Below are 22,402 nucleotides of genomic sequence, written 5' to 3'. Positions count from 1 at the left end.
GAAAAGCGCACAGGGTCGATGCACCGCTTGACGGCGTGTTAGTCGGGTGACAGGGCGGGGTACTCGCCGGAGGCCATCGACTCGGGAGCCCGCTGTGTCTCGTCGCTTCATGATCGCCTTGACGGCGGTCGCGCTCGCCGTTCCGCAGACGGCTGACGCTTCGACCGTCCTCGACACACGGGTCACCGCCACCGGCAGCGCCGCGACGCCGTGCCAGCAGGCGCTGCGCCGCGGCGCGCCAGGCGTGGTCACGCGGCCGGTGCTCGTGCCGGGCGCGGGCCAGGTGACGGTGCGGCTCGACGGCGATCGCGGTGACTGGGACGTCGCGCTGTTCGGCGCCGACGGGCTCGTCGCCGCCGGTGCCTCGGCCGACGCGCGGGAGGTCACGACGGGCTGGGCGCTGGAGCGCGCGACCCTGACCGTCCAGGCGTGCCGGCGCAGCGGCGCGTCCGACGCGGCGCTGGACGTGGACTTCACGCCGCTCACCGGCGACGCCGCGACCGCACGGGCGAACGCGCCCTCACTGGTCTCCGTGCGCACGCCCACGCGCGCGGACAAGGCGCGGCTCCTCGCCCTCGGCCTGGACATGACCGAGCACGGCGGCCGCGAGTCGCTCGGCGTCGTCCTGCACGGCGCGGCCGACGAGGCCGCGCTGCGCAGCGCGGGCTTCGAGTGGCGCGTGCTGGTCGGCGACCTCGTGGCCAAGTCCGCGCGCGACGCCGCCGCGCCCGCCGTCGCCACGACGCTGCCCAGCGGCCGGACGAGCTACCGCACGCTCGCCGACTACGAGAGCGAGCTCAAGACGCTGGCGGCGCAGAACCCGAATCTCGTGCGGCTCTTCGCGCTGCCGAACAAGACGTGGGGCGGCAAGGAGGTGCTCGGGATCGATATCGCCGAGCACGTGGCGGTCAACGACGGGCGGCCTTCCTTCCTGAACATGGGCGTGCACCACGCGCGCGAGTGGCCGGCGGGCGAGCTGACCATGGAGTGGGCGTACGAGCTGATCAACGGCTACAAGGCGGGGGACGCGCGAGCGACGCGGATCGTCCAGCAGAGCCGCAACCTGGTCGTGCCGATCGTCAACCCGGACGGCTTCGAGGGCTCGCGGAGCGTCGGCATGGCCGACGGCCGCGACGAGGCCGTCGAGGACACGATCTACATCGTCAGCTCGCCCGGGGAGTACCGGCGCAAGAACTGCCGCGTGGGGGACACGCAGACCGCGTTCTGCCCGATCTCGCTCGGGCTGGCCGAGAACGGCGTGGACCCGAACCGCAACTACGCGCAGTTCTGGGGCGGCCCGGGCTCGGACAGCAACCCCCTGACCCAGACCTACCGCGGCCCGGCGCCGTTCTCAGAGCCCGAGTCGCGCAACATCCAGTGGCTCGTCACCCGCAACCAGGTGACGACGCTGATCACCAACCACACCACGGCGGGGCTCGTGCTGCGCGCGCCGGGCCTGGCGGCGGCCGGCGATCCGATCGACGAGCACCGCGGCTACAAGGCCCTCGGCGACGACATGGCGCGCGAGAACGGCTACTTCTCGCAGAAGTCCTACGAGCTCTACGACACGACGGGCACGACCGAGGACTGGAGCTACAACGCCACCGGCGGCTACGGGTTCACGTTCGAGCTCTACTGCGGCGCGCCGAACTACGACACCGGCGACTGCGACGACCCGGCCTTCCACCCGCGCTACGCGACGATGGCCAAGGAGTGGGACGGCACGAGCGCGCAGGCCGACCACGGCGGCTACGACGGCAAGGGCAATCGCGAGGCGTACTACCTCGCCGCCGAGAGCACGATCGACACGGCGCGACACTCGGTGCTGGAGGGCACGGCGCCGGCGGGCGCGACGCTGCGGCTGACCAAGTCCTTCAAGACCGACACCTTCCAGGGCGCCTCGCAGGTCGACGACCACCTGGAGACGACGCTGGACGTCGGCGCGAGCGGCACGTTCCGCTGGCACGTGAACCCGTCCACGCGGCCGATCGTGGCCAAGGCGACGGGCTCGCCGCAGACCGGGCCGCCGAGCGCCCCGCAGAACGCGGCCGGCGGGCCGACCAGCACCGCTGTGGGCGCGTACGCCGACCACGCGTTCACCGTCCCCGCGGGTGGGAACAACGCGAGCGCGGTCTTCCGCGTGCAGTGGGCGACGCCCGTCAGCGACTGGGACATCGAGGTCTTCGCCGACACGAACGCCAACGGCACGGTGGACTCGGGCGATCCGAGCGTCGGCAGCTCCGGCCAGGCGACGACGGACTTCGAGCAGGTCACGGTCGCGCAGCCGGCGGGCGCGTACGTGCTGCGGGTGGCGAACTACGCGGCGCTGGAGAGCTACACCGCGACGGTCACCTACACGGCGCCCGAGCCCTACCAGCCGGGGGCGGTCGAGCGTTACACGCTGACGTGCGAGGTGGGCGGCGCGGTGGTCAAGACGTCGGAGGTCGTGGTCGACCGTGGGCAGGTGCTGGCGGTCTCGCCGTGCCCGGCGCTGCAGTCGAAGGTGTTCGTCGAGGACAAGCCGCCGGTGCCGACCACGCCGTGCGCGAAGGCCTCGTCGGTCGCGGTCAAGCCGAGCGGGCGCGGGCTCACCGTGGGCGGGACCGCCTCGCTCTTCCGGATCGCGAGCGGCCGGACGGTATCGGGCGAGAAGCTGGTCGCGCGCTTCCCGAACCGCTGGAGCAAGGCCGCGAAGGACGGCTACTACGTGGTGCGCGGCGCGGGCACACCGATCGCCCTGCGGCGGTCCGGCGGCAAGTTCCGCGTGCTGAGCGCGTTCGAGCGCGGTGCGGCCTGCGACGGCGTGAAGGCCTTCAAGCTCTCGTCGCCCGTGTTCGGCGGCACCGCCAACCGCGCCTTGAAGGTCGCCTACACGGGTGGCCCGGCGAAGCTGACCGTGCTGCGCGGGAACACGGTGATCAAGCGCGCGACCGGTTCGTTCACGCTCCGCGCGAAGGCCCGTGGCGAGTATCGGGTGAAGCTCGTGGCCGAGGGCGTCACGACGACGCTGACGAGCCGCCGGCTGTGAGGTCCAGGCTCATCATCACATCGTCCACGTAGCGCCCCTCGATGAGGAAGAAGTCGCGCAGGACGCCCTCGATCTCGAAGCCGCACGCGGCGTAGAGCTCGCGGGCCGGCGCGTTGTGGCCGAGCACGCGCAGGATGAGCTTGCGCGCGCCTTCCTTGCGCGCGAGGATGATCGCGGTCTCGAGCAGCCCTGTGGCGATGCCGCGGCGGTGGAAGCGCGCGTCGACCGCGAGGCCCAAGATCTGGCGCACGTGGCGCACCGAGTCGATCGCCCACGGCTCGCCGACCTTCACGTAGCCCGCGATCTCGCCGTCGAGCTCGTAGACGAGGACGCCTTCGATGTCGAACGGGACGTCGCGCGGCTCGACCGGAGAGTGCAGCCACGACCAGACCTCACGGTCGAGCCGGCGTAGCGCCTTTGCGTCCTTGCGACGGGCGGAGCGGATCACGTGCGCAGGATCATGTCGCAGTAGCCGTCCGCGATCTGGTCCGCCGTCAGCCGGCCACTGGGCTTGAGCCAGGTGGCGGTGTGGTTCACCATGCCGAGCAGCGCGAAGTGCTGCAGTCGGTCGGTGATGCCGACGTCGGCGAGGCGGCGGGCGAGGATCGCCTCGAACGCGTCGCGGCTCGCGCGCACCTGCTCCCACTCGGGCGCGTGCTCGATCGAGTGACGCTCCTGCGCGAAGACGGCCATGTGGTCCAGGTGCCCCTCGATGTGCCGCACCCACACGCGCACCAGCTCGCGCAGCTGCTCCTCCGGCGTGCCCGTGTCGATGGCCGAGGCCTGCTCGAGCAGCGGGTCCATCAGCTCGCCGAAGATCTGGAAGAGCAGCGCCTGCTTGGAGCCGATGTAGTGGTACAGCCCGCCGGACCGCAGGCCGGTCGCGTCGCTGAGCTCGTCCATCGTCGTGGCCTGGAAGCCGCGGCGCGCGAACAGGGCGGCGGCGATGCTGACGACCTCGCGCTGGCGGCGGTCGTATTTCTCTCTGCGGGCGGTCGACATTTTGTAACGGGCGTTCGGTATAAGTTGTACATGAACTTCGATCTCCCCGACGACCACGAGCTGATCCGGCGCACCGTGCGCGACTTCGCGGAGCAGGAGGTCGCTCCGGTTGCGGAGGAGCTCGATCGCACGAAGGCGTTCCCGTACGCGATCGTCAAGCAGCTCGGGGAGCTCGGGCTGATGGGGATCCCGTTCCCGGAGGAGTACGGCGGAGCCGGGGCGGACTCGCTCGCCTACGCGCTGGCGGTCGAGGAGCTCACGCGCGTGGACTCGTCGGTGGCGATCACGCTTTGTGCCCACACGTCTTTGGGGACCCAGCCGATCTACCTGTTCGGGACCGAGGAGCAGAAGCAGGAGTGGCTGCCGAAGCTGACTTCCGGCGAGATCCTCGGCGCGTTCGGCCTGACCGAGCCGGAGGCGGGCTCGGACGCAGGCAACGTGCGCACGCGCGCCTCGCTGGGCGACGACGGCTGGACGATCAACGGCACCAAGCAGTTCATCACCAACGCGGGCACGGACATCTCCGGCGTGGTCTGCATCACGGCCAAGACCGGCGAGGACGAGATCTCCAACCTGATCGTCCCGAACGGCACGCCGGGCTACGAGCAGGGTGAGCCGTACCGCAAGATGGGCTGGAACGCCTCGGACACGCGGCCGCTGACGTTCGAGGACTGCGTCGTGCCGGAGGCGAACCTGCTCGGCCCGCGCGGCGGCGGCTTCAAGCAGTTCCTGCACGTGCTGGACATCGGGCGGATCGGCGTCGCGGCGATGGGCGTCGGCCTGGCGCAGGGCGCGCTCGACCAGGCGCTGGCCTACGCGAAGGAGCGGCGCGCGTTCGGCAAGCCGATCTCCAAGTTCCAGGCGATCCAGGGCAAGCTCGCCGACATGGCGACGGAGATCGAGGCCGCGCGGTTCCTCGTCTACAAGGCGGCGTGGCTCAAGGATCAGGGCAAGAACTTCACGCTGACCGCGGCCCAGGCCAAGCTCAAGACGGGGCGGCTGGCGGTGCGCTGCGCCGAGGAGGCCGTGCAGATCCACGGCGGCTACGGCTACATCGAGGAGTACCCGGTCTGCCGCATGTACCGGGACGCGAAGATCCTCACCATCGGCGAGGGCACCGACGAGGTGCAGCAGATGGTCATCGCCCGCGCGCTGGGCGCCTGATGTTCGACTCCGTGCTCGTCGCCAACCGCGGCGAGATCGCCCGCCGGGTGCTGCGCACGCTGCACGGGCTCGGCATCCGCTCGCTGGCGATCTACACCGAGGCCGACCGCGACGCGCCGCACGTCCGCGAGGCCGACGAGGCCGAGCTGGTGTCGTCCTACCTCGCGATCGACGAGATCATGGTCGCCGCCGCGCGCGTGGACGCCGTGCATCCGGGCTACGGGTTCCTGAGCGAGAACCCGGCGTTCGCGCGGGCGTGCGAAGAGATGGGCGTCGTGTTCATCGGGCCGTCGGCCGACGCGATCGAGCTGATGGGCGACAAGGTGCGGGCGAAGGAGGCGGCGGACCGCGCCGGCGTGCCCACGGTGCCCACCTACACGCCCGAGACGGCCGAGTACCCCGTGCTGGTCAAGGCGGCGGCGGGTGGCGGCGGGCGCGGTATGCGCGTCGTCGAGCGCCCGGAGGACCTCCCGGAAGCGATGGCCGCCGCCAGCCGCGAGGCCGCCGCGGGCTTCGGCGACGACCGCGTCTTCCTCGAGCGCTACCTCCCGCGCGCCCGGCACATCGAGGTCCAGGTCCTCGGCGACACGCACGGGAAGGTGATCTCGCTGGGGGAGCGCGAGTGCTCCCTGCAGCGCCGGCACCAGAAGGTGATCGAGGAGTCGCCGTCGCCGGTCGTGGACGCCGCGCTGCGCTCGCGTCTGGGCGAGGAGGCCGTGTCCTTGGCGCAGGCGGCGGGCTACGTGGGCGCGGGGACGGTCGAGTTCATCGCCGACGCCGACGATCCCTCCCAGCATTTCTTCCTCGAGATGAACGCGCGGCTCCAGGTCGAGCACCCGGTCACCGAGCTGGTCACCGGCCTGGACCTGGTCGAGCTGCAGCTCCGGGTCGCGGCGGGGGAGCCGCTGGACATCGAGGTGTCTCTGACCGGGCACGCGATCGAGGCGCGCGTGAACGCGGAGGACCTGCGGTTCTTCCCGTCGGCCGGTCCCGTCCTGCTGGCCGCCTTCCCGGACGGCGTCCGCGTGGACGCGGCGGTCGAGACGGGCAGCGTCGTCGGCACGGACTACGACTCCATGATCGCCAAGGTCATCGCCCACGGGCCGGACCGCGAGACCGCGATCGCCCGCCTGGACCGCGCGCTCTCGCAGACCGCGATCCTCGGTCTGGAGACCAATGTCGGCTTCCTGCGGTCCCTGCTCGCCCGCGACGACGTCCGCGCCGGCGAGCTGACCACGAGCCTCATCGGCACCCTCGACCCTCCGGAGCCGCCGCTCACCGACGAGGAGGTCGCCGTGGCCTGGGCCTCGGCGCAGCTGATCCAGCGCGGCGACGACCCTTGGCAGCGGGTGGACGGCTGGCGCCTGGGCGGCGTCCGCGCCCCGTCCTACTGGACCCTTTCGGTCAACGGCGGAGACCCGATCGCGATCGAACATAACCTTAAGGGGTCTGACCCCTTTATGTTGTGTTCGGGTGAGTGGATCGCGCACGACGGGTGGGCGTGGCACGTCACCGAGCCGAGCGCCGATGAGCTCCATCACGCGGTCGGTGACGGGGAGCTGCGGGCGCCGATGCCCGGGTCCGTGCTGCTCGTGCCGCGCAAAGTGGGCGACGAGGTCAAGGCGGGCGAGCCGGTGGTCGTGCTCGAGTCGATGAAGATGGAGCTCGCGCTCAACGCGCCCTCGGACGGCACGGTGACGAAGCTCGACGTCAAGGTCGGGGACAAGGTGGCGCGGGACGAGATCGTGGCGGTGGTCGAATGACTCGCGCTGCGCGCTCGCATTCTTCGGCAGGCTCTCGCCTGGCGGCTCGGTCCTGCGACGTGGCAGGGAAGGAGGCGTGGCGGTGACGCATCAAGAGCTGGTCGACGACCTCAACGCGCAGCTCGAGCGCGTGCGGCTGGGCGGGGGCGAGAAGGCCCGCGCGCGGCACACGTCGCGCGGGAAGCTGCTCCCGCGCGAGCGCGTGGACCGGTTGCTGGACCACGGCGCGCCGTTCCTGGAGCTCTCGCCGCTCGCCGCGCACGGGATGTACGACGGTGACGCGCCCGGCGCGGGGATGATCACCGGCGTCGGCCGGGTGAGCGGGCGCGAGTGCGTGATCGTCGCCAACGACGCGACCGTCAAGGGCGGCACCTACTACCCGATGACGGTCAAGAAGCACCTACGGGCGCAGGAGATCGCGCTCCAGAACGCGTTGCCGTGCATCTATCTCGTGGACTCCGGCGGCGCGTTCCTGCCGCTCCAGGACGAGGTGTTCCCGGACCGCGAGCACTTCGGCCGGATCTTCTTCAACCAGGCGACGATGTCCGAGCGCGGCATCCCGCAGATCGCCGCCGTGATGGGCTCGTGCACCGCCGGCGGCGCCTACGTGCCGGCGATGAGCGACGAGTGCGTGATCGTCCGCGAGCAGGGCACGATCTTCCTCGGCGGCCCGCCGCTCGTGAAGGCCGCGACCGGCGAGGAGGTCACCGCGGAGGAGCTGGGCGGGGGAGACCTGCACTCGCGCACGTCCGGCGTGACCGACCATCTCGCCGACGACGACGCCCACGCGCTCGCGATCGTCCGCGACATCGTGGCCACGCTCCCGGCCCCGTCGCCCGCGCCCTGGGAGCGGATCCCGGTGGAGGCGCCGCACTTCGACGCCGACTCGCTGTTCGACGTCGTGCCCGCCGACGTCCGCAAGCCCTACGACCCGCACGAGCTGATCGCGCGGATCGTCGACGGCTCGCGCTTCCACGAGTTCAAGGCGCTCTACGGCACGACGCTCGTCACCGGCTTCGCGCACATCCACGGCCACCCGGTCGGGATCCTCGCCAACAACGGGATCCTGTTCAGCGAGTCGGCCCTGAAGGGCGCGCACTTCATCGAGCTGTGCGACCGGCGCAAGATCCCGCTGCTCTTCCTCCAGAACATCAGCGGCTTCATGGTCGGCAAGGAGTACGAGGCGGGCGGCATCGCCAAGCACGGCGCGAAGATGGTCACGGCCGTCTCGTGCGCGCGGGTCCCGAAGCTCACCGTGATCGTCGGCGGCTCGTTCGGCGCCGGCAACTACGGCATGTGCGGCCGCGCCTACTCGCCCCGCTTCCTGTTCATGTGGCCGAACGCCCGCATCTCCGTGATGGGCGGCCAGCAGGCCGCGACCGTCATGGAGACCGTCGGCCAGCCCGAGGTCGGCGCCTCCCTGCGCGACCAGTACGAGGACCAGGGCCACCCGTACTACGCGACCGCGCGGCTGTGGGACGATGGGGTGATCGATCCCCGCGACACCCGCGACGTGCTCGGTCTCGCCCTCGGCGCCACCGCGGGCGCGCCGCTGCGCGACGTCGGCTACGGCGTCTTTAGGATGTAGGCGCGATGGCCCTCGCCCCCGAGAAGCACAAGACGGACGGCCCGACGCACGACGGCGAGAAGATCTGCCACATCGTCCCCGAGGACGACCCCGACACCGCCCTGTGCGGCAAGGACGTCACCGGCTGGCCGTGGAACCCGCCGTGGCCGTATTGCCTGGTCTGCCTGGACCTGGCGGGCTACGACGTCACGTGAGCCGATCATGAATCGAGAAGCGCGGGCCGTGCTCCGCGCCTAGAGTGCGGTCCGTGAGCAGCACCGAGACGACGACGGACACGCCGCGGGCGGCCGACAGCCACGACCTCATCCGCGTGCACGGGGCGCGCGTGAACAACCTCAAGGACGTCAGCGTCGAGATCCCGAAGCGCCGGCTGACGGTGTTCACCGGGGTCTCGGGTTCCGGGAAGAGCTCGCTGGTGTTCGGGACGATCGCCGCGGAGTCCCAGCGGCTGATCAACGAGACCTACAGCGCGTTCGTGCAGGGGTTCATGCCGACGCTCGCGCGGCCGGACGTGGACGTGCTGGACGGGATCACGACCGCGATCAGCGTCGACCAGGAGCGGATGGGCTCCAACCCGCGCTCGACCGTCGGCACGGTCACCGACACGGACGCGATGCTGCGGATCCTGTTCAGCCGGATCGCCGAGCCGCACATCGGCGGGCCGGGCGCGTACTCGTTCAATGTGGCGTCGGCCAGCGGCAGCGGCGGGATCACCGTCCAGCGCGGCGACAAGACGATCACCGAGAGCGCGAGCTTCAGCCGCGTCGGCGGGATGTGCCCGCGCTGTGAGGGCCGCGGGTCGATCAGCGACTTCGACCTGACCGCGCTCTTCGACGAGGAGAAGTCGATCAACGAGGGCGCGATCACCATCCCCGGCTACTCGATGGACGGCTGGATGGGCCGGATCTTCCGCGGCAGCGGCTTCTTCGACGCGGACAAGCCGATCAAGAAGTTCAACAAGCGCGAGCGCCACGACCTGCTCTACAAGGAAGCGACGAAGATCAAGGTCGAGGGCATCAACCTCACCTACACGGGCGTGATCCCGCAGATCCAGAAGTCGATGCTGTCCAAGGACGTGGAGGCGATGCAGCCACACATCCGCGCGTTCGTGGAGCGCGCGGTCGTGTTCACGACCTGCCCGGACTGCGACGGCACGCGGCTGAGCGAGGCGGCGCGCACCTCCAAGATCGACGGCGTGAGCATCGCCGACGTGTCCGCGATGCAGATCTCCGACACCGCGGAGTGGGTGGGCAAGCTGGACGAGCCGACCGTCGCGCCGCTGCTGACCGCGCTGCGCGAGACGCTCGAGTCGTTCGTGGACATCGGCCTCGGCTACCTGTCGCTCAACCGGCCGTCGGGCACGCTGTCCGGGGGCGAGTCGCAGCGGACGAAGATGATCCGCCACCTGGGCTCTTCGCTCACCGACGTCACCTACGTGTTCGACGAGCCGACGATCGGCCTGCACCCGCACGACATCCAGCGCATGAACGACCTGCTGCTGCAGCTGCGCGACAAGGGCAACACGGTGCTGGTGGTCGAGCACAAGCCGGAGACGATCGCGATCGCCGACCACGTGGTCGACATCGGGCCGAAGGCGGGCTCGGGCGGCGGCGAGATCATGTTCGAGGGCACGTTCGACGCGCTGCGCGAGAGCGACACGATCACCGGCCGCCACCTCGACGACCGCGCTTCGATCAAGGACGCGGTGCGGACCGCCTCCGACAAGCTCGAGATCCGCGGCGCGAGCACGAACAACCTGCAGGACGTGGACGTCGACATCCCGCTCGGCGTGCTCGTGGTGCTGACCGGCGTTGCCGGGTCGGGCAAGAGCTCGCTGATCCGCGGCTCGGTCGAGGGCCACGAGGGCGTCGTCACCGTCGACCAGGGCGCGATCCGCGGCTCCCGGCGCTCGAACCCCGCGACCTACACGGGCCTGCTCGAGCCGATCCGCAAGGCGTTCGCGAAGGCCAACGGCGTCAAGCCGGCGCTCTTCAGCGCGAACTCCGAGGGCGCGTGCCCGAACTGCAACGGCGCGGGCGTGATCTACATGGACCTCGGGATCATGGCCGGCACGCCGACGCCGTGCGAGGAGTGCGAGGGCAAGCGCTTCGACGCGTCGGTGCTCGACTACAAGTTCGGCGGAAAGGACATCAGCGAGGTGCTCGCGATGTCGGTCGCCGAGGCCGAGGCGTTCTTCGCCGACGGTGACGCGAAGCTCCCCGCGGCGCACAAGGTCCTCGACCGGCTCGCGGCGGTCGGGCTCGGCTACCTGACGATCGGCCAGCCGCTGACGACGCTGTCGGGCGGCGAGCGCCAGCGGCTCAAGCTCGCCACCCACATGGCGGACAAGGGCGGGATCTACGTGCTGGACGAGCCGACCACCGGCCTGCACCTCGCCGACGTCGAGCAGCTGCTCGCGCTGCTGGACCGGCTCGTGGAGTCCGGCAAGTCCGTGATCGTGATCGAGCACCACCAGGCCGTGATGGCGCACGCCGACTGGATCATCGACCTCGGCCCGGGCGCGGGCTACGAGGGCGGCAAGGTCGTGTTCGAGGGCACGCCGGCGGACCTCGTCGCCGGGCGCTCGACGCTGACCGGCGAGCACCTGGCGGAGTACGTGGGGGCGTAGCTAGGCGAAGACCTGCGCGGCCGGCCTCAGGTCGGCGTGCAGGTTGCGCTCCATCATCCGCAGCGCGGCTTCGGCGAGCCCGGGGTCGATGTGCGCGACCGCGTCGGTCGGGACGACGAGGTCGAAGCCGCGCAGGTACGCGTCCAGCGCCGAGTACAACACGCACTGCTCGGTGACCTGGCCGACGAGGACCACCCGCTTGACCTCCTCGATCCGCAGCAGATGGTCGATTGCGGTCTGGTAGAAGATCGAGTGCCGCCCCTTGGGGATGAACGGCAGCGGGTCGGTCGGCGCGATCGGCTCGATCAGCTCCGGGTGCTTGCCAGCCATTGCCTGCTCGACGAGGTCGTGGCGCCCGGCGTGCCAGCGGTCGTGGTTGTCGTTGCTGTAGATGAGCAGGACGTCCTCGTGCGCCTTGGCCTGGTCCCGCAGGTCCACGATCTGCGGCAGCTGCTCGCGCACCGACTCCGCGAGGGCTTCTCCGTCCTCATGGTCGTAGGTGTTGAGCATGTCGATCACGATCAGGGCAGTCTCAGGCACGGTTCGCCCTTACCCTGACCCTCGACGATGGATACATGGCTGCCTGAGGGCTTCGAGCACCCCCTGCGTGTGGACCTGCCGACCGGGCATCACCTGCGCCCGATCCGCGCCGACGACGTCGACATCGACCTGCCCGCCGTCATGGGCTCCCGCGACCGGCTGGCGAAGTACGGCGACGCGTGGGGCTGGCCGCCGGCGACGATGACCCACGAGCAGGACCGCGACGACCTCCAGCACCACGAGGACGAGATCGCGGCCCACATCACCTTCAACTACGCGGTGCTCCCGGCCGACGAGGCCGAGCTGCTCGGCTGCGTCTACATCGACCCGGCCGCCGGCGACGCGCCGCACGACGCGGTCGCGTCCTGGTGGGTCGTGGACAACGAGGTCGGGAGCGATCTGGAACGCGCGCTGGACGCCTTCGTCCCGCGCTGGCTCGCCGAGACCTGGCGGTTCGAGCGGGTCGACTACTCGCCCTGAACCACGAGCAGCGTCTTGCCGGTGGTCGCGCGCGCCTCGATTGCGGCGTGCGCGGCGGCGGCCTCCTCCAGCGCGAACCGCTGGCCGATCACGGGCCGAAGCCCTGACCGCAGCGCCCGCTCGGTGTGCTCGCGCGTCGGCCGACCGGCACGCACGAGCGTGACGTCCCGCGCCCCGGCCTCCTCGGCCGAGATGTCCGCCCACGCGCCGCTCGCGAGCCCGTACGAGAGCATCCGCCCGCCCGGTTCCAGCGCCTCGAACGCCCGCCGCGCCACCTCGCCGCCCACGCCGTCAAAGACCAAACTTGAACGTCCAGGACGTTTAAGTTCGTAGTTCGTCGCGGTGGCGCCCAACGAGGTCACGACGTCATGCTTGAAGTGGCTCGCCGCGCCGGTCACTTCGGCGCCGGCACGCAGGGCCAGTTGGGTGAGGAGCGTGCCGACCCCGCCCGCCGCCGCGAGGATGAGAACGCGCTCGCCCGGCTGGATCGCCGCCGCGTCCGTGAGCAGCGTCGCCGTGCGGCCGTCGGCCAAGAGCGCGACCGCGTCGTCCAGCGCCAGGCCGTCCGGAACCTCGAACACCTCGCCCCCGGCCGCTTGCTCCGCGTAGCCGCCGCTGCCATTGAGCGACGCGACAACGCGCCGGCCGTCCAACCACCCGCCGACGCCGTTGCCGGGGATCATCGGCAGGTTGACCGGGAACGGGCCGTTGCCCGCGCGGATCTGCGTCTCGACGAACGTGATGTTCGCGTACGCGACGTCGATCAAGCTTAAAGAGGGACTGTCCCTCTTTATGTTCGGGGCGTCGCCGAGGACGAGGTTCGAGGGCGGGCCGAACTGCCGCAGCCAGACCGCTCTCACGTCGGGACGGGAAGGCCGTAGCGCTCGATCACGCGGTCGTAGTTCAGGCGCAGGATCGCGATCGCGTCGCGCTTGTCGTCCTCGCTGCGGATCGCGCGGGCGCCGAAGCCCGGCTTGCCGGGGAAGACCGGGTGGTAGTCGATCCGGCCCGCGTCGTGGAGCTCGTGCCAGACGGGCTTCGGGAGCCCGATGTGCAGGACGCGCTCGCCGTGCAGGTGGCCGATCTCGCGCGCGCCGACCTTGAACGCGTACTCGCCGCGCTCGCCGTGGCCGGCGGTCACGCCCGGCCAGGCCTCGACTTCTTCAGCGATGGTGGACATACCGGGCATCGTCGCGCCGACGATGCCCGGTATCCAGACGCCTTTGGTCCTAGGACCGGTAGCTGAGCGACTCGCGCGCGCCGTTCTCCGCGGAGCGCAGCATCGCGTCGCAGATCTCCGCCGCGCGGTAGCCGTCCTCGAAGGTCGCGCCGTGCGGCCCGATCTCCGTGTCCTCGCGGATCGCCGTGAAGAAGTGGTGGATCTCGTGGACGAAGGTGTGCTCCCAGCCGATCATGTGCCCCTGCGGCCACCAGTGCTCCCAGAAGGGATGGTCGGCCTCGGAGACGAGCACGCGCCGGAAGCCCTGCGACAGGTTGCCGGGGGCGGAGTCGCGGTAGTGGACCTCGAGCTCGTTCAGCCGCTCGATGTCGAACGAGAGCGAGCCCTTGGAGCCGTTGATCTCGAACTGGAGCGCGTTCTTGCGACCGGACGCGAAGCGCGTCGCCTCGATCGTCCCGACCGCGCCGTTCTCGAAGTCCACGACCGACTCGACCGCGTCGTCGACGGTCACGGCCTGGCCCTCGCGGTCCTTCACGAACGTCCGGGTGGAAGCGCTCACCGCCGCGATCTCGCCGACCAGATACCGGGCGAGGTCGATCACGTGCGCGCCGAGGTCACCCAGCGCACCCGAGCCGGCCACGTCCTTGTCGAGCCGCCAGACCATCGGGAAGTCCGCGTCGATGATCCACTCCTGCAGGTAGCGCCCGCGGAAGTGGAAGATCTCGCCGAGCTCGCCCGACTCGATGATCATCCGCGCCAGACGCACCGCCGGCACGAACCGGTAGTTGAAGGCCACCATCGCCTTCACGCCGGTCGCGTCGACGCGCTTCCACGTCTCGTAGGACTCCTCCGCGGTCCGCCCCAAAGGCTTCTCGCAGATCACGTGCTTGCCCGCCTCGGCGGCAGCGATCGTCGGCTCGGAATGGAAGTTGTTCGGCCCCGAGTTGTCGAACACGCCGATCCGCTCGTCGGCCACCAGGGCCTTCCAGTCGGTCACGTAGCCGTCGAAGCCGTAGCGCCGCGCGGCGCCGGCGACGGCCTCCTCGTTGCGCCCCGCGATCGACACCAGCTGCGGCATCAGCGGCGGCGGCCAGGTCATGTAGGCGAGCGTCTTGTACGCGTTCGAGTGGGCCTTGCCCATGAACCCGTAGCCGAGCATGCCCACGCCGACGGTCGGGATGTCGTCCCCGCCCGCCGACTCGCCCATCGTGACGAATCCGACCTTGCTCATCTAGCCCTCCCGCGCGAACGCCGCGTCGAACGCGACGGTGGACGGGGCGAAGTCGGTCCGGCGCACGAACGCGAGCGCGTCCGGGGCCCCCCAGTCGCGGTCCATGCCGGAGTCCTCCCACTCGATCGACAGCGGACCCTGGTAGCCGATCCGGTTCAGCGCCCGGAACAGGTCCTCGAAGTCGACGTCGCCGTGGCCGGGGGAGACGAAGTCCCAGCCGCGCGCCTCCTCGCCGAAGTTGATGTGCGAGCCGAGGATCGACCGGCGGCCGTTGAGCCGCTTGATCGAGTCCTTGACGTGCACGTGGTAGATGCGGTCGGCGAACTCGCCCACGAACTGCGCGCTGTCCAGGAACTGGTGCGCGAAGTGCGACGGGTCGAAGTTGATCCCGAAGCCCTCGCGGTTGTCGAGCGCGTCGAGCGCCAGCCGCGTCGTGACGAAGTCGTACGCGATCTCGGTCGGGTGGACCTCGAGCGCGAACTTGACGCCCTCCGCGTCGAAGACGTCGATGATCGGCGACCAGCGCTCCGCGAAGTCCTCGTAGCCGCGCTCGATGTCCGCCCAGTCGTTGGGCGGGAACGAGTACAACAGGTGCCAGATCGACGAGCCGGAGAACCCGGTCACGACCTCGACGCCCAGCTGCGCCGCGGCGCGCGCCGTGTCCTTCATCCGCTCCGCCGCGCGCTGGCGCACGCCCTCGGCGTCCCCGTCGCCCCACACCTCCGGGTCCAGCACGCCTTGATGGCGCCCATCGATCACATCGCACACCGCCTGCCCCGTCAGGTGCGCGCCGATCGCCCAGATGTTCAGCCCGTGGCGTTCGAGCACCTCGCGCCGCCCCTTGATGTACGACGGGTCCGCCAGCGCCTTGGGCACCTCGAAGTGGTCACCCCAGGTCGCCAGCTCGAGGCCGTCGAACTCCCACTCCCCGACCTTCGCGGCCAGGTCCTCGAAGCTGAGGTCGGCCCATTGGCCGGTGAACAGCGTTACGGGTCGTGCCATCCCTATCTCTCCTCCTCGTTGCGCTATTTCGCGATTTCGAGCGCCACACCGGCCGCTCGGTACGTGTGTTCGGTCGCCTCGTCAAGGCCCTCATCCGTGACGATGGCGTCAAGGTCTTCCGCACGGGCGATCGTCAGCAGCGACGCGCGCCCGAACTTGTTCGAGTCGATCAGCCCCACCGTCCGGGCGGCGTTCGCGCTGGCGACGTTGATCACGTCCGCCAGCGCCCGCCGCGACGTCGTGAGCCCCGCGTCCAGCGTCACGCCCGCGCAGGACACGAACGCCAGCTCGAAGTTGAGCCCGGCCAGGAAGTCGGTCGTCCAGCGGCCGGCGAGCAGCCGCATGTGCTGATCCAGCTCGCCGGGCGTGACGATCACCAGCATCCGCTCGTCGGCGAGCTCGTAGGCGATCGCCGGCGAGTTGGTGACGAGCGTCAGGTTGCTCGCGGCCTCGCTCACCACGAGCTGGCGGGCGAGCGCCAGGCACGAGGACGAGGAGTCCAGGAAGATCGTCGAGCCCGACTGCACCTCGCGCGCGGCGTGCGCGGCGATCACGGCCTTCGCGCCACGGGCCACCGCCGCGCGCTGCTCCCAGCCCGTGGGCGGGATCGCGGTTGCGGGCCCCGCGGCCGGCAACGCCCGCGCACCACCGTGCACGCGCTCCACGAGCCCGTCGCGCGAGAGCTGCTCGAGGTCGCGATGGACGGTGATCGACGACACCGTGAGCTCCCGCGCGAGATCGGCAACGGACACGCCGCCGTCACGCTGGATGCGCTCGAGGATCTGGGCCCTCCGTAAGGCGGGAGGGATGGTGCTCACACGCGCTCCTCGAACGCGCGGCGGCGCACCTGCACGTCCAGGCCGCGGAACTCGTCGATCGCCCGCACGAGATGGCCGGAGAAGCGGGTCAGGGCCTCCTCGCCCTTCTCCGGAGTGGCCGTCATCGGGTTGCCGATCACGCCCGTGCGCGAGAACTCGCCGTGGTCCATCGGGAACGAGAAGTACTGGTAGCCCTCGAACTGCACGTCGGGCGCGCCGTCGGACTTCAGGAACGAGTCGGGCAGCCACTCGGGCGCCTGCGCGCGGTCCTCGGCGGCGCGGTCCATCCGCACCAGCGACGCGTTGTGCGCCATCACCTGCGAGGTCTCCAGCTCGCTCGCGTGCCAGCCCGGCGTCTCCTCGGGCGGGTTGTCGAGCAGCCCTTCCAGGATCCCGATGTAGCGCTCGGCGTACGGCTTGTAGAGCGCGACCAGCGCGCCGGTCTCGTACTTGATCCGCCGCAGCAGCGGGTCCAGCACCTTGACGTTGGAGCCGTGCCCGTTGACCAGGATGAGCTTGTTCCACCCGTGGTGGATGAGCGAGCGCAGGATGTCGTAGAGGACCGCGTTCAGCGTCTCCGCGCGCAGCGTGATCGTCCCCACGGCCGACTCGGTCTCGCGCATGTGCTGCGGCGAGTAGCCGGCCCAGAACGGCGCCGTGTAGGGCACGTCGGCCTGCTCGGCCGCGCGCCGCGCGACCTCCAGGGCGGTGATCGTGTCCGTGCCCAGCGGCAGGTGCGCGCCGTGCTGCTCGCAGGAGCCGATCGGCACGAGGATGATGTCCGACTTCTCCTGGAACCACGCGATGTCCGGCGGCGCGAGGTCCATGATGCAGTGGCTAACAGGGCGAGAATCAGGCATAAGCTCCGACAAGGGCGAGGTAACGGGAGGCGACCACGTCGGCGAACTCGTGGTCGTCGACGTGGGCGTCGACGGCTTCGTACGGGATCTCGGGGCGCAAGGCACTGGACAGCGCGTCCAAGAAGGCGGCGTCGGCCTCGGGGTCCCACAGGTCGCCGCCCTCGGCGTCGGCCAGCGAGAACCCGCGCGTGGGCGCGACGACGTGCACGGGCCCGGTGGCGCGGTTCAGCCGCTCGGCCACGATCCCGCCGAGCTCGGCGGACTCTTCGCGGTCGAGGCGCACCAGCGTCATCACCGGGTTGTGGAAGTAGGCCTTGCGGGAGCGGTAGGCGAGCGGCAGCGAGTCGCGCGGGCCCTGGTTGAAGAAGTCCACGCAGCCGGGCACGACGACCTGGGGGAGGCCGAGCCGGCCGGCGATCGTCAGCCGCTCGGGGCCGGTCGCGTGCATGCCGTCCTTGAGCGAGTTGGCGACTTCGGACAGCGTGTAGTCGACGACGCCCTGCAGCGCGCCCTCCTCGCACAGGTGCTCCATCGCGGGGCCGCCGACGCCGTTGGCGTGGAAGATCACGGGCTCGTGGCCGGCGCGCACGAGCTGATCGCGCAGGCGCATCACGCCCGGCGTGGTCTGGCCGAGCATCGTCACGCCGACGCAGTGCTCGCCGAGCGCGCCCAGCGGCGCACCCGCGTCCCGCACCATCCCGGCCATCGCGGCCGCGGCGTTGTCGAAGATCGGTCGCGAGATGCCGTTCAGGCCCAGGATGTCGACGACGGAGTGCATGACGCAGACGTCGCTCTCGCCGACGAAGGCCGCGAAGGTGCGGCGCCCACTCGCGCTGGGCGACACGAGCAGCTTCGGCACGCCCACGGGCAACGCCTGCATGGCCGCGGCTCCCAGCAGCGCGCCCTCGGCGCCGCCCAGGCACAGCACGCCCTGCACCCGGCCCTCGGCGAACAGGCGCACGACCAGCGCCCGGACCCCGTCCACCATCAGCGACACGGCCGCTCCGCGCGACCCCGCCGACTGCACGTCGGCCAACGCGTGGCCGCCCGCCGCGGCCACCTCCTCCCGGCCGATGTCCGCCACGCAGCCCGGCTCGCCGAGGATGCCGCTGTCGATCACGACGGCGTCCACGCGCAGCGCCTCCAGGCGCTTGCGCACGTACGCGATCTCGTCGCCCTTGGTATCGAGGGTCCCGATCAGGGCGACGGCGGGCATGCCTATACGGCGGTTGCGGTCGAGGCCAGGACAGAGCGCAGGTAGTCGACGCTCTCGAGCGCGTAGCGGTCGTAATAGACCTCGGGCACGGCGCCGGTCGAGTGGTCGCGCAGGAACTTCTCCATGCCCGCGCTGCCGCCGGCCTCGGACGCGTCGCCGATCTCCCGGTCGGAGATGACGCTGCGGTCCAGCGACGCGACGAACTCCGCGGTCATGTGGCCCTCGTAGCCGATCGTCTGCAGCGCGCGCACGATCGCCGTCCAGTCGAGCGCGCCGTGGCCGGGCGGCATCCGGTTGTTGTCGGCGACGTGGAAGTCCACCAGCCGGTCGCCGGCCTGGTGGATCGCGTCGATCAGGTCGGCTTCCTCGATGTTCATGTGGAACGTGTCCAGCGCCACGCCGATGTTCCCGCCGACCGCGTCGCACAGCGCCAGCGCCTGCTCGCAACGGTTCAGGAAGTACGTCTCGAAGCGGTTGAGCGGCTCCAGGCCGATCCGCACGCCGACGGTCTCCGCGTGCGCCTGGCACTCGCGCAGCGCCTCCACGCACCAGCGCCACTCGTCCGCGGGCGAGCCCATCGGCGTGATCTTGCCGACCGTCGACGGCACGACCGTGACGATCTGGCCACCGAGCTGGGACACGAACGTCAGGCAGTCCTTGACGTACTCGATCGACCCGAGCCGCATGTAGCGGTCCTCGTGGCAGAGGTCGCGCGCGCCCATCATCAGCGTCACCGCGCCCCAGCACTCGAGGTTGTGCTCCTCGAGCAGCCCGCGCACGTGACCGACGTCGTACAGGCCCGGCTCACCCGAGATCTCGATCCCGTCGTACCCCAACCGGCTGAGCCGCTCGATCGTCCGCTCGATCGGCTCTGGACGCATCCAGTTGTGCATCGACACCTTGATCGCCATCGTCTTCCTCTCCTCCTCCGGCACGGCCCACTCCTCAGAGGCCGAGCTTGCCGGGATTCATGATGCCGAGAGGATCTAACGCGGACTTGATCGAGCGCAAGGCCTCCAGCCCCGCGCCGTGTTGTGCGTGCATGAAGGGTGCGAGCTTGAGGCCGACGCCGTGGTGGTCGTTCATGACCCCGCCGGCGGCCAGGACGGCCGTCACGCCGTCGTTCCAGATCCGGTCGTGGAGGGCGAGCGCGTCGGGCCCGCCGTCCGGGATCAGGAAGCGGGCGTAGATCATCGTGCCCCAGCGGTACCAGTGCGAGAAGTGCATCCGCAGCTGGAGGCCCTGGGGCGCGTAGCGGTCGCGGACCGCCGTCTTCAGCGCCTGGTGGACCGCGTGGATGTCGCGATAGGAGGCGACGACGTCGATCGTGCCCCAGATCGCGGGCAGCTCGGGGTGGTGGGGCGGCTTGTAGAAGTCGTAGCGGCGGTTCCACCAGGTCTCGGCCAGAGCGGGATCGAGCTCGCGCGCGCCCTCCAGGCGCGCGAGCTCGATCGTGGCGGTCCGCTCAGCGGCGACCACCGCCGGCTCTCCCCCCTCGAAGACCACGATCGCGCACACCCCGTCGAGCGGCTCGCCGACGACGGGGGAGAGCGTCCGCACCGTCGCCTCCTCGTCGTACATCCGGATCACGGACGGGCGGTTGCCACGGGCGAGCGCGGTGCGGAAGGCGTCCACGCCCGCCGCGACCGACGGGAAGTGCAGCGCCGCGAAGCTGCGCTCGGGCAGCGGGACGACCTCGAGCTTCGCGCGGGTGACGATCCCGAGCGTGCCCTCCGCGCCGACGAACAGCTGCGTGAAGTCGGGGCCGACGGCGTGGCGCGGGACGCCGACGCTGTCGATCAGCTGCCCGTTCGGGAGCGCGACCCGCAGGCCGACGATGAGGTCCTCGATCTTGCCGTAGCGCGTGGAGAGCACGCCGGAGCCCCGCGCCGACACGTACCCGCCGACCGTCGCCCACTGCGAGCTGGCCGGGTAGTGCGGGAGCATGAGGCCGCGCTCGTTCAGCGCGCGTTCCAGGATGTCCCCGTTCACGCCGGCCTGCGCGGTGACCGTCATCGAGACGTCGTCGATCTCGATGATCGTGTCCAGCCCGCGCAGGTCGACGACGAGCCCGCCGCCGGTCGGCACCGCGCCGCCCTGCGTGCCCGAGCCGCCGCCCCACGCGACGACCGGCACCTCGTGCTCGGAAGCGAGCCGCAGCACCGCCGCCACGTCCTCCTCGCGCCGGGGCACCGCCACGACGTCCGGCCGGCCCAGCGGCACCCCCGCCGCGCGGGCATGGATGGCGGGCCAGTACGTGTCGGCCGTGTAGGCGTCAAGCTGTGCGTCCTCGGTGTGGACCGCGTCCTCCCCGAGGAGCGCCGCGAGGGCGGGTGCGAGCTCGGCCAGCTGCGTAACAGAAGACTTCATCTATTGACAGCGAACCTTGCATTACCCTTCAATCGCTGTCAAGCCAAATGTCATCAACACTTCAGAATCCGTCACGCACCGCGATCGGCATCGATGTCGGAACGTCCGCGGTCAAAGTCATCGCCGTCGCTGAAGACGGCGAGGTGCTCGAGCGCCGCGAGGTCCCGTACCCGCTCTCGACACCCAAGCCCGGCTGGTCCGAGCAGAACCCCGACGACTGGTGGGCCGCCACCCAGCAGGCCCTCGAGGGCCTGACCGACGGCGTCGCCGGGATCGGGCTCTCCGGCCAGATGCACGGCCTCGTCACGCTGGACGCGCAGGACCGCCCGATCCGCCCGGCGATCCTGTGGAACGACCAGCGCACGGGGGCGGAGTGCGCGGAGATCGAGGAGCGCGTCGGCTTCGACCGCCTCGTCGAGCTGACCGGCAACCGCGCGCTGACCGGCTTCACCGCGCCCAAGCTGCTGTGGCTGCGCAAGCACGAGCCGGACAACTACGCCCGGATCGCGCACATCATGCTGCCGAAGGACTACGTGCGCCTGAAGCTGACGGGGGAGCGGGCGATCGACGTCGCCGATGCCTCCGGCACGCTGCTGCTGGACGTGGCCAAGCGCCGCTGGAGCGACGAGGTGCTCGACATCCTCGAGATCGACAAGGCGTGGCTGCCGACCGTGCTCGAGTCGCCTGAGGTGAGTGGCCGGACGGCGGCGGGGATCGCGGTCGCCGCGGGCGCCGGCGACCAGGCGGCGGGCGGGCTCGGCGTCGGCGTCGACCGGCCCGGCCCGCTCTCGGTCGCGATGGGGACGAGCGGGGTCGTCTTCGCCGCGCTGCCCGAGTACCGGGCCGACCCCCAGGCCCGCGTGCACGCCTTCTGCCACGCCGTGCCCGGCGCCTGGCACCAGATGGGCGTGATGCTCTCCGCGGCCGGCTCGCTCGCGTGGCTGCGCGGCGTGGTCGGCGGCGAGTTCCCGGAGCTCACCGAGGAGGCGAAGGCGTGGGGCCCCGGGGCGGACGGGCTGACGTTCCTCCCGTACCTGACGGGCGAGCGCACCCCGCACGCCGACCCGAACGCCCGCGGCGCGTTCACCGGCCTGGAGATCCGCCACAACCGCGGCGCGCTCACCCGGGCCGTGCTCGAGGGCGTGGCCTGCGGGCTGCGTGACTCGTTCGACCTCGTGGGCGGCGGCGAGCGCGGCCGCGTCTCCGGCGGCGGCGCGCGCAGCGAGCTGTGGCTGCAGATCGTCGCCTCGGTGTTGGAGATCCCGCTCGAACGGCTGGCGGTCGAGGAGGGCGCGGCGTACGGCGCGGCCCTGCTCGGCGGCGTCGCCGGGGGTTTGTGGGATGACGTGCACGAAGCCGTCGCCGCCTGCGTCCACACGCACTCGGAGGTGGAGCCGGTGCAGGAGTGGATCGAGCCCTACCGGGAGCTGCGCGCCCGCTACCGCGCGCTGTACCCGGCCCTCAGCCAGCTAAAGAGGTAGTTGACACGCGATTGTCAGACAGTGTTTAGTTGGCACGCCGGACCAAATAG

20 protein-coding genes are annotated in these 22,402 nt (G+C 70.8%); 8 read left to right on the top strand and 12 right to left on the bottom strand.

All coding sequences use genetic code 11. The features are described 5' to 3' along the window. Positions 1-109: 109 nt before the first annotated feature. Positions 110-3,028 (top strand): M14 family zinc carboxypeptidase, encoded by a 2,919-nt coding sequence (locus OJ997_RS07650; protein WP_270024478.1) that lies wholly within the window; start codon positions 110-112, stop codon positions 3,026-3,028. Here OJ997_RS07650 and OJ997_RS07645 read toward each other — a convergent pair. After that, positions 2,997-3,476 carry a GNAT family N-acetyltransferase gene (locus OJ997_RS07645; RefSeq protein ID WP_270024477.1) on the bottom strand — a complete coding sequence of 160 codons (480 nt, stop codon included), beginning with the start codon at positions 3,474-3,476 and terminating at the stop codon, positions 2,997-2,999. The two genes, OJ997_RS07650 and OJ997_RS07645, sit on opposite strands and share 32 nt — an antisense overlap. Then, a complete protein-coding gene (locus tag OJ997_RS07640; RefSeq protein ID WP_270024476.1) occupies positions 3,473-4,030 on the bottom strand; it encodes a TetR/AcrR family transcriptional regulator in 558 nt (185 codons plus the stop codon). Before OJ997_RS07640 ends, OJ997_RS07645 begins: the two co-directional genes overlap by 4 nt. A 30-nt stretch (positions 4,031-4,060) precedes the next feature. On the opposite strand from OJ997_RS07640, the gene OJ997_RS07635 reads away from it, so the two are divergent. From OJ997_RS07635 to OJ997_RS37425, 5 genes are all read left to right on the top strand, one after another. After that, entirely contained in the window at positions 4,061-5,194 is a 1,134-nt protein-coding gene (locus tag OJ997_RS07635; RefSeq protein WP_270024475.1) for an acyl-CoA dehydrogenase family protein, read from the top strand. A gap of 11 nt (positions 5,195-5,205) precedes the next feature. Then, positions 5,206-6,957, top strand: a complete 1,752-nt coding sequence (locus OJ997_RS07630; protein ID WP_270024474.1) for an acetyl/propionyl/methylcrotonyl-CoA carboxylase subunit alpha — start codon at positions 5,206-5,208, stop codon at positions 6,955-6,957. A gap of 76 nt (positions 6,958-7,033) precedes the next feature. Then, on the top strand, positions 7,034-8,545 hold the full coding sequence (locus OJ997_RS07625; RefSeq protein WP_372517877.1) for a carboxyl transferase domain-containing protein: 1,512 nt from the start codon (positions 7,034-7,036) through the stop codon (positions 8,543-8,545). Positions 8,546-8,550: 5 nt separating this feature from the next. Next, positions 8,551-8,739 (top strand): hypothetical protein, encoded by a 189-nt coding sequence (locus tag OJ997_RS07620; RefSeq protein ID WP_270024472.1) that lies wholly within the window; start codon positions 8,551-8,553, stop codon positions 8,737-8,739. 53 nt (positions 8,740-8,792) lie between these two features. Beyond that, positions 8,793-11,174, top strand: coding sequence for an ATP-binding cassette domain-containing protein (locus OJ997_RS37425; protein ID WP_270024471.1), 2,382 nt, complete (start codon positions 8,793-8,795; stop codon positions 11,172-11,174). On the opposite strand, the gene OJ997_RS07610 is transcribed toward OJ997_RS37425, so the two are convergent. After that, a complete protein-coding gene (locus tag OJ997_RS07610; protein WP_270024470.1) occupies positions 11,175-11,714 on the bottom strand; it encodes a cysteine hydrolase family protein in 540 nt (179 codons plus the stop codon). Between the two features lie 27 nt (positions 11,715-11,741). Between OJ997_RS07610 and OJ997_RS07605 the strand changes: the two genes are divergently transcribed. Further along, positions 11,742-12,194, top strand: coding sequence for a hypothetical protein (locus OJ997_RS07605; protein WP_270024469.1), 453 nt, complete (start codon positions 11,742-11,744; stop codon positions 12,192-12,194). Here the strand turns inward: OJ997_RS07605 and OJ997_RS07600 are convergent. The 9 genes from OJ997_RS07600 to OJ997_RS07560 are packed head-to-tail and all read right to left on the bottom strand — an operon-like array spanning position 12,182 to position 20,871. Continuing rightward, entirely contained in the window at positions 12,182-13,054 is an 873-nt protein-coding gene (locus tag OJ997_RS07600; protein ID WP_372517876.1) for a zinc-binding dehydrogenase, read from the bottom strand. The genes OJ997_RS07605 and OJ997_RS07600 overlap by 13 nt on opposite strands. Then, positions 13,051-13,374, bottom strand: coding sequence for a luciferase domain-containing protein (locus OJ997_RS07595; protein WP_270024467.1), 324 nt, complete (start codon positions 13,372-13,374; stop codon positions 13,051-13,053). The genes OJ997_RS07600 and OJ997_RS07595 overlap by 4 nt, the downstream gene beginning before the upstream one ends. A gap of 49 nt (positions 13,375-13,423) precedes the next feature. After that, a complete protein-coding gene (locus OJ997_RS07590) occupies positions 13,424-14,605 on the bottom strand; it encodes a Gfo/Idh/MocA family protein (RefSeq protein ID WP_270024466.1) in 1,182 nt (393 codons plus the stop codon). Beyond that, positions 14,606-15,607, bottom strand: coding sequence for a sugar phosphate isomerase/epimerase family protein (locus OJ997_RS07585; protein WP_270024465.1), 1,002 nt, complete (start codon positions 15,605-15,607; stop codon positions 14,606-14,608). Between the two features lie 23 nt (positions 15,608-15,630). Continuing rightward, positions 15,631-16,425, bottom strand: a complete 795-nt coding sequence (locus OJ997_RS07580) for a DeoR/GlpR family DNA-binding transcription regulator (protein WP_270024464.1) — start codon at positions 16,423-16,425, stop codon at positions 15,631-15,633. Continuing rightward, on the bottom strand, positions 16,422-17,252 hold the full coding sequence (locus OJ997_RS07575) for a creatininase family protein (protein ID WP_270024463.1): 831 nt from the start codon (positions 17,250-17,252) through the stop codon (positions 16,422-16,424). Before OJ997_RS07575 ends, OJ997_RS07580 begins: the two co-directional genes overlap by 4 nt. Positions 17,253-17,277: 25 nt before the next feature. Beyond that, entirely contained in the window at positions 17,278-18,501 is a 1,224-nt protein-coding gene (locus tag OJ997_RS07570; protein ID WP_270024462.1) for a Tm-1-like ATP-binding domain-containing protein, read from the bottom strand. Positions 18,502-18,503: 2 nt separating this feature from the next. Next, positions 18,504-19,406, bottom strand: coding sequence for a sugar phosphate isomerase/epimerase family protein (locus OJ997_RS07565; protein WP_372517879.1), 903 nt, complete (start codon positions 19,404-19,406; stop codon positions 18,504-18,506). A 40-nt stretch (positions 19,407-19,446) separates the two neighbouring features. Continuing rightward, entirely contained in the window at positions 19,447-20,871 is a 1,425-nt protein-coding gene (locus OJ997_RS07560; RefSeq protein ID WP_270024460.1) for an FAD-binding oxidoreductase, read from the bottom strand. 47 nt (positions 20,872-20,918) lie between these two features. Between OJ997_RS07560 and xylB the strand changes: the two genes are divergently transcribed. Beyond that, the gene (xylB, locus tag OJ997_RS07555) at positions 20,919-22,352 is read left to right on the top strand and encodes a xylulokinase (protein ID WP_270024459.1); all 1,434 of its coding nucleotides are present in this window, start codon (positions 20,919-20,921) and stop codon (positions 22,350-22,352) included. Positions 22,353-22,402 lie beyond the last annotated feature (50 nt).

Source organism: Solirubrobacter phytolaccae (assembly GCF_027587195.1).
GTDB classification, from domain to species: Bacteria; Actinomycetota; Thermoleophilia; order Solirubrobacterales; family Solirubrobacteraceae; genus Solirubrobacter; species Solirubrobacter phytolaccae.
This window is presented reverse-complemented; position numbering and strand designations above follow the sequence as displayed.

Bases quoted from the DNA above. Each gene is read 5' to 3' on its own strand.
- OJ997_RS07585 (WP_270024465.1), bottom strand. From the start codon at position 15,607: ATGGCACGACCCGTAACGCTGTTCACCGGCCAATGGGCCGACCTCAGC.
- OJ997_RS07635 (WP_270024475.1), top strand. From the start codon at position 4,061: ATGAACTTCGATCTCCCCGACGACCACGAGCTGATCCGGCGCACCGTG.
- OJ997_RS07620 (WP_270024472.1), top strand. From the start codon at position 8,551: ATGGCCCTCGCCCCCGAGAAGCACAAGACGGACGGCCCGACGCACGAC.
- OJ997_RS07570 (WP_270024462.1), bottom strand. From the start codon at position 18,501: ATGCCCGCCGTCGCCCTGATCGGGACCCTCGATACCAAGGGCGACGAG.
- OJ997_RS07640 (WP_270024476.1), bottom strand. From the start codon at position 4,030: ATGTCGACCGCCCGCAGAGAGAAATACGACCGCCGCCAGCGCGAGGTC.
- OJ997_RS07560 (WP_270024460.1), bottom strand. From the start codon at position 20,871: ATGAAGTCTTCTGTTACGCAGCTGGCCGAGCTCGCACCCGCCCTCGCG.
- OJ997_RS07590 (WP_270024466.1), bottom strand. From the start codon at position 14,605: ATGAGCAAGGTCGGATTCGTCACGATGGGCGAGTCGGCGGGCGGGGAC.
- OJ997_RS07595 (WP_270024467.1), bottom strand. From the start codon at position 13,374: ATGTCCACCATCGCTGAAGAAGTCGAGGCCTGGCCGGGCGTGACCGCC.
- xylB (WP_270024459.1), top strand. From the start codon at position 20,919: ATGTCATCAACACTTCAGAATCCGTCACGCACCGCGATCGGCATCGAT.
- OJ997_RS07575 (WP_270024463.1), bottom strand. From the start codon at position 17,252: ATGGACCTCGCGCCGCCGGACATCGCGTGGTTCCAGGAGAAGTCGGAC.
- OJ997_RS07605 (WP_270024469.1), top strand. From the start codon at position 11,742: ATGGATACATGGCTGCCTGAGGGCTTCGAGCACCCCCTGCGTGTGGAC.
- OJ997_RS07650 (WP_270024478.1), top strand. From the start codon at position 110: ATGATCGCCTTGACGGCGGTCGCGCTCGCCGTTCCGCAGACGGCTGAC.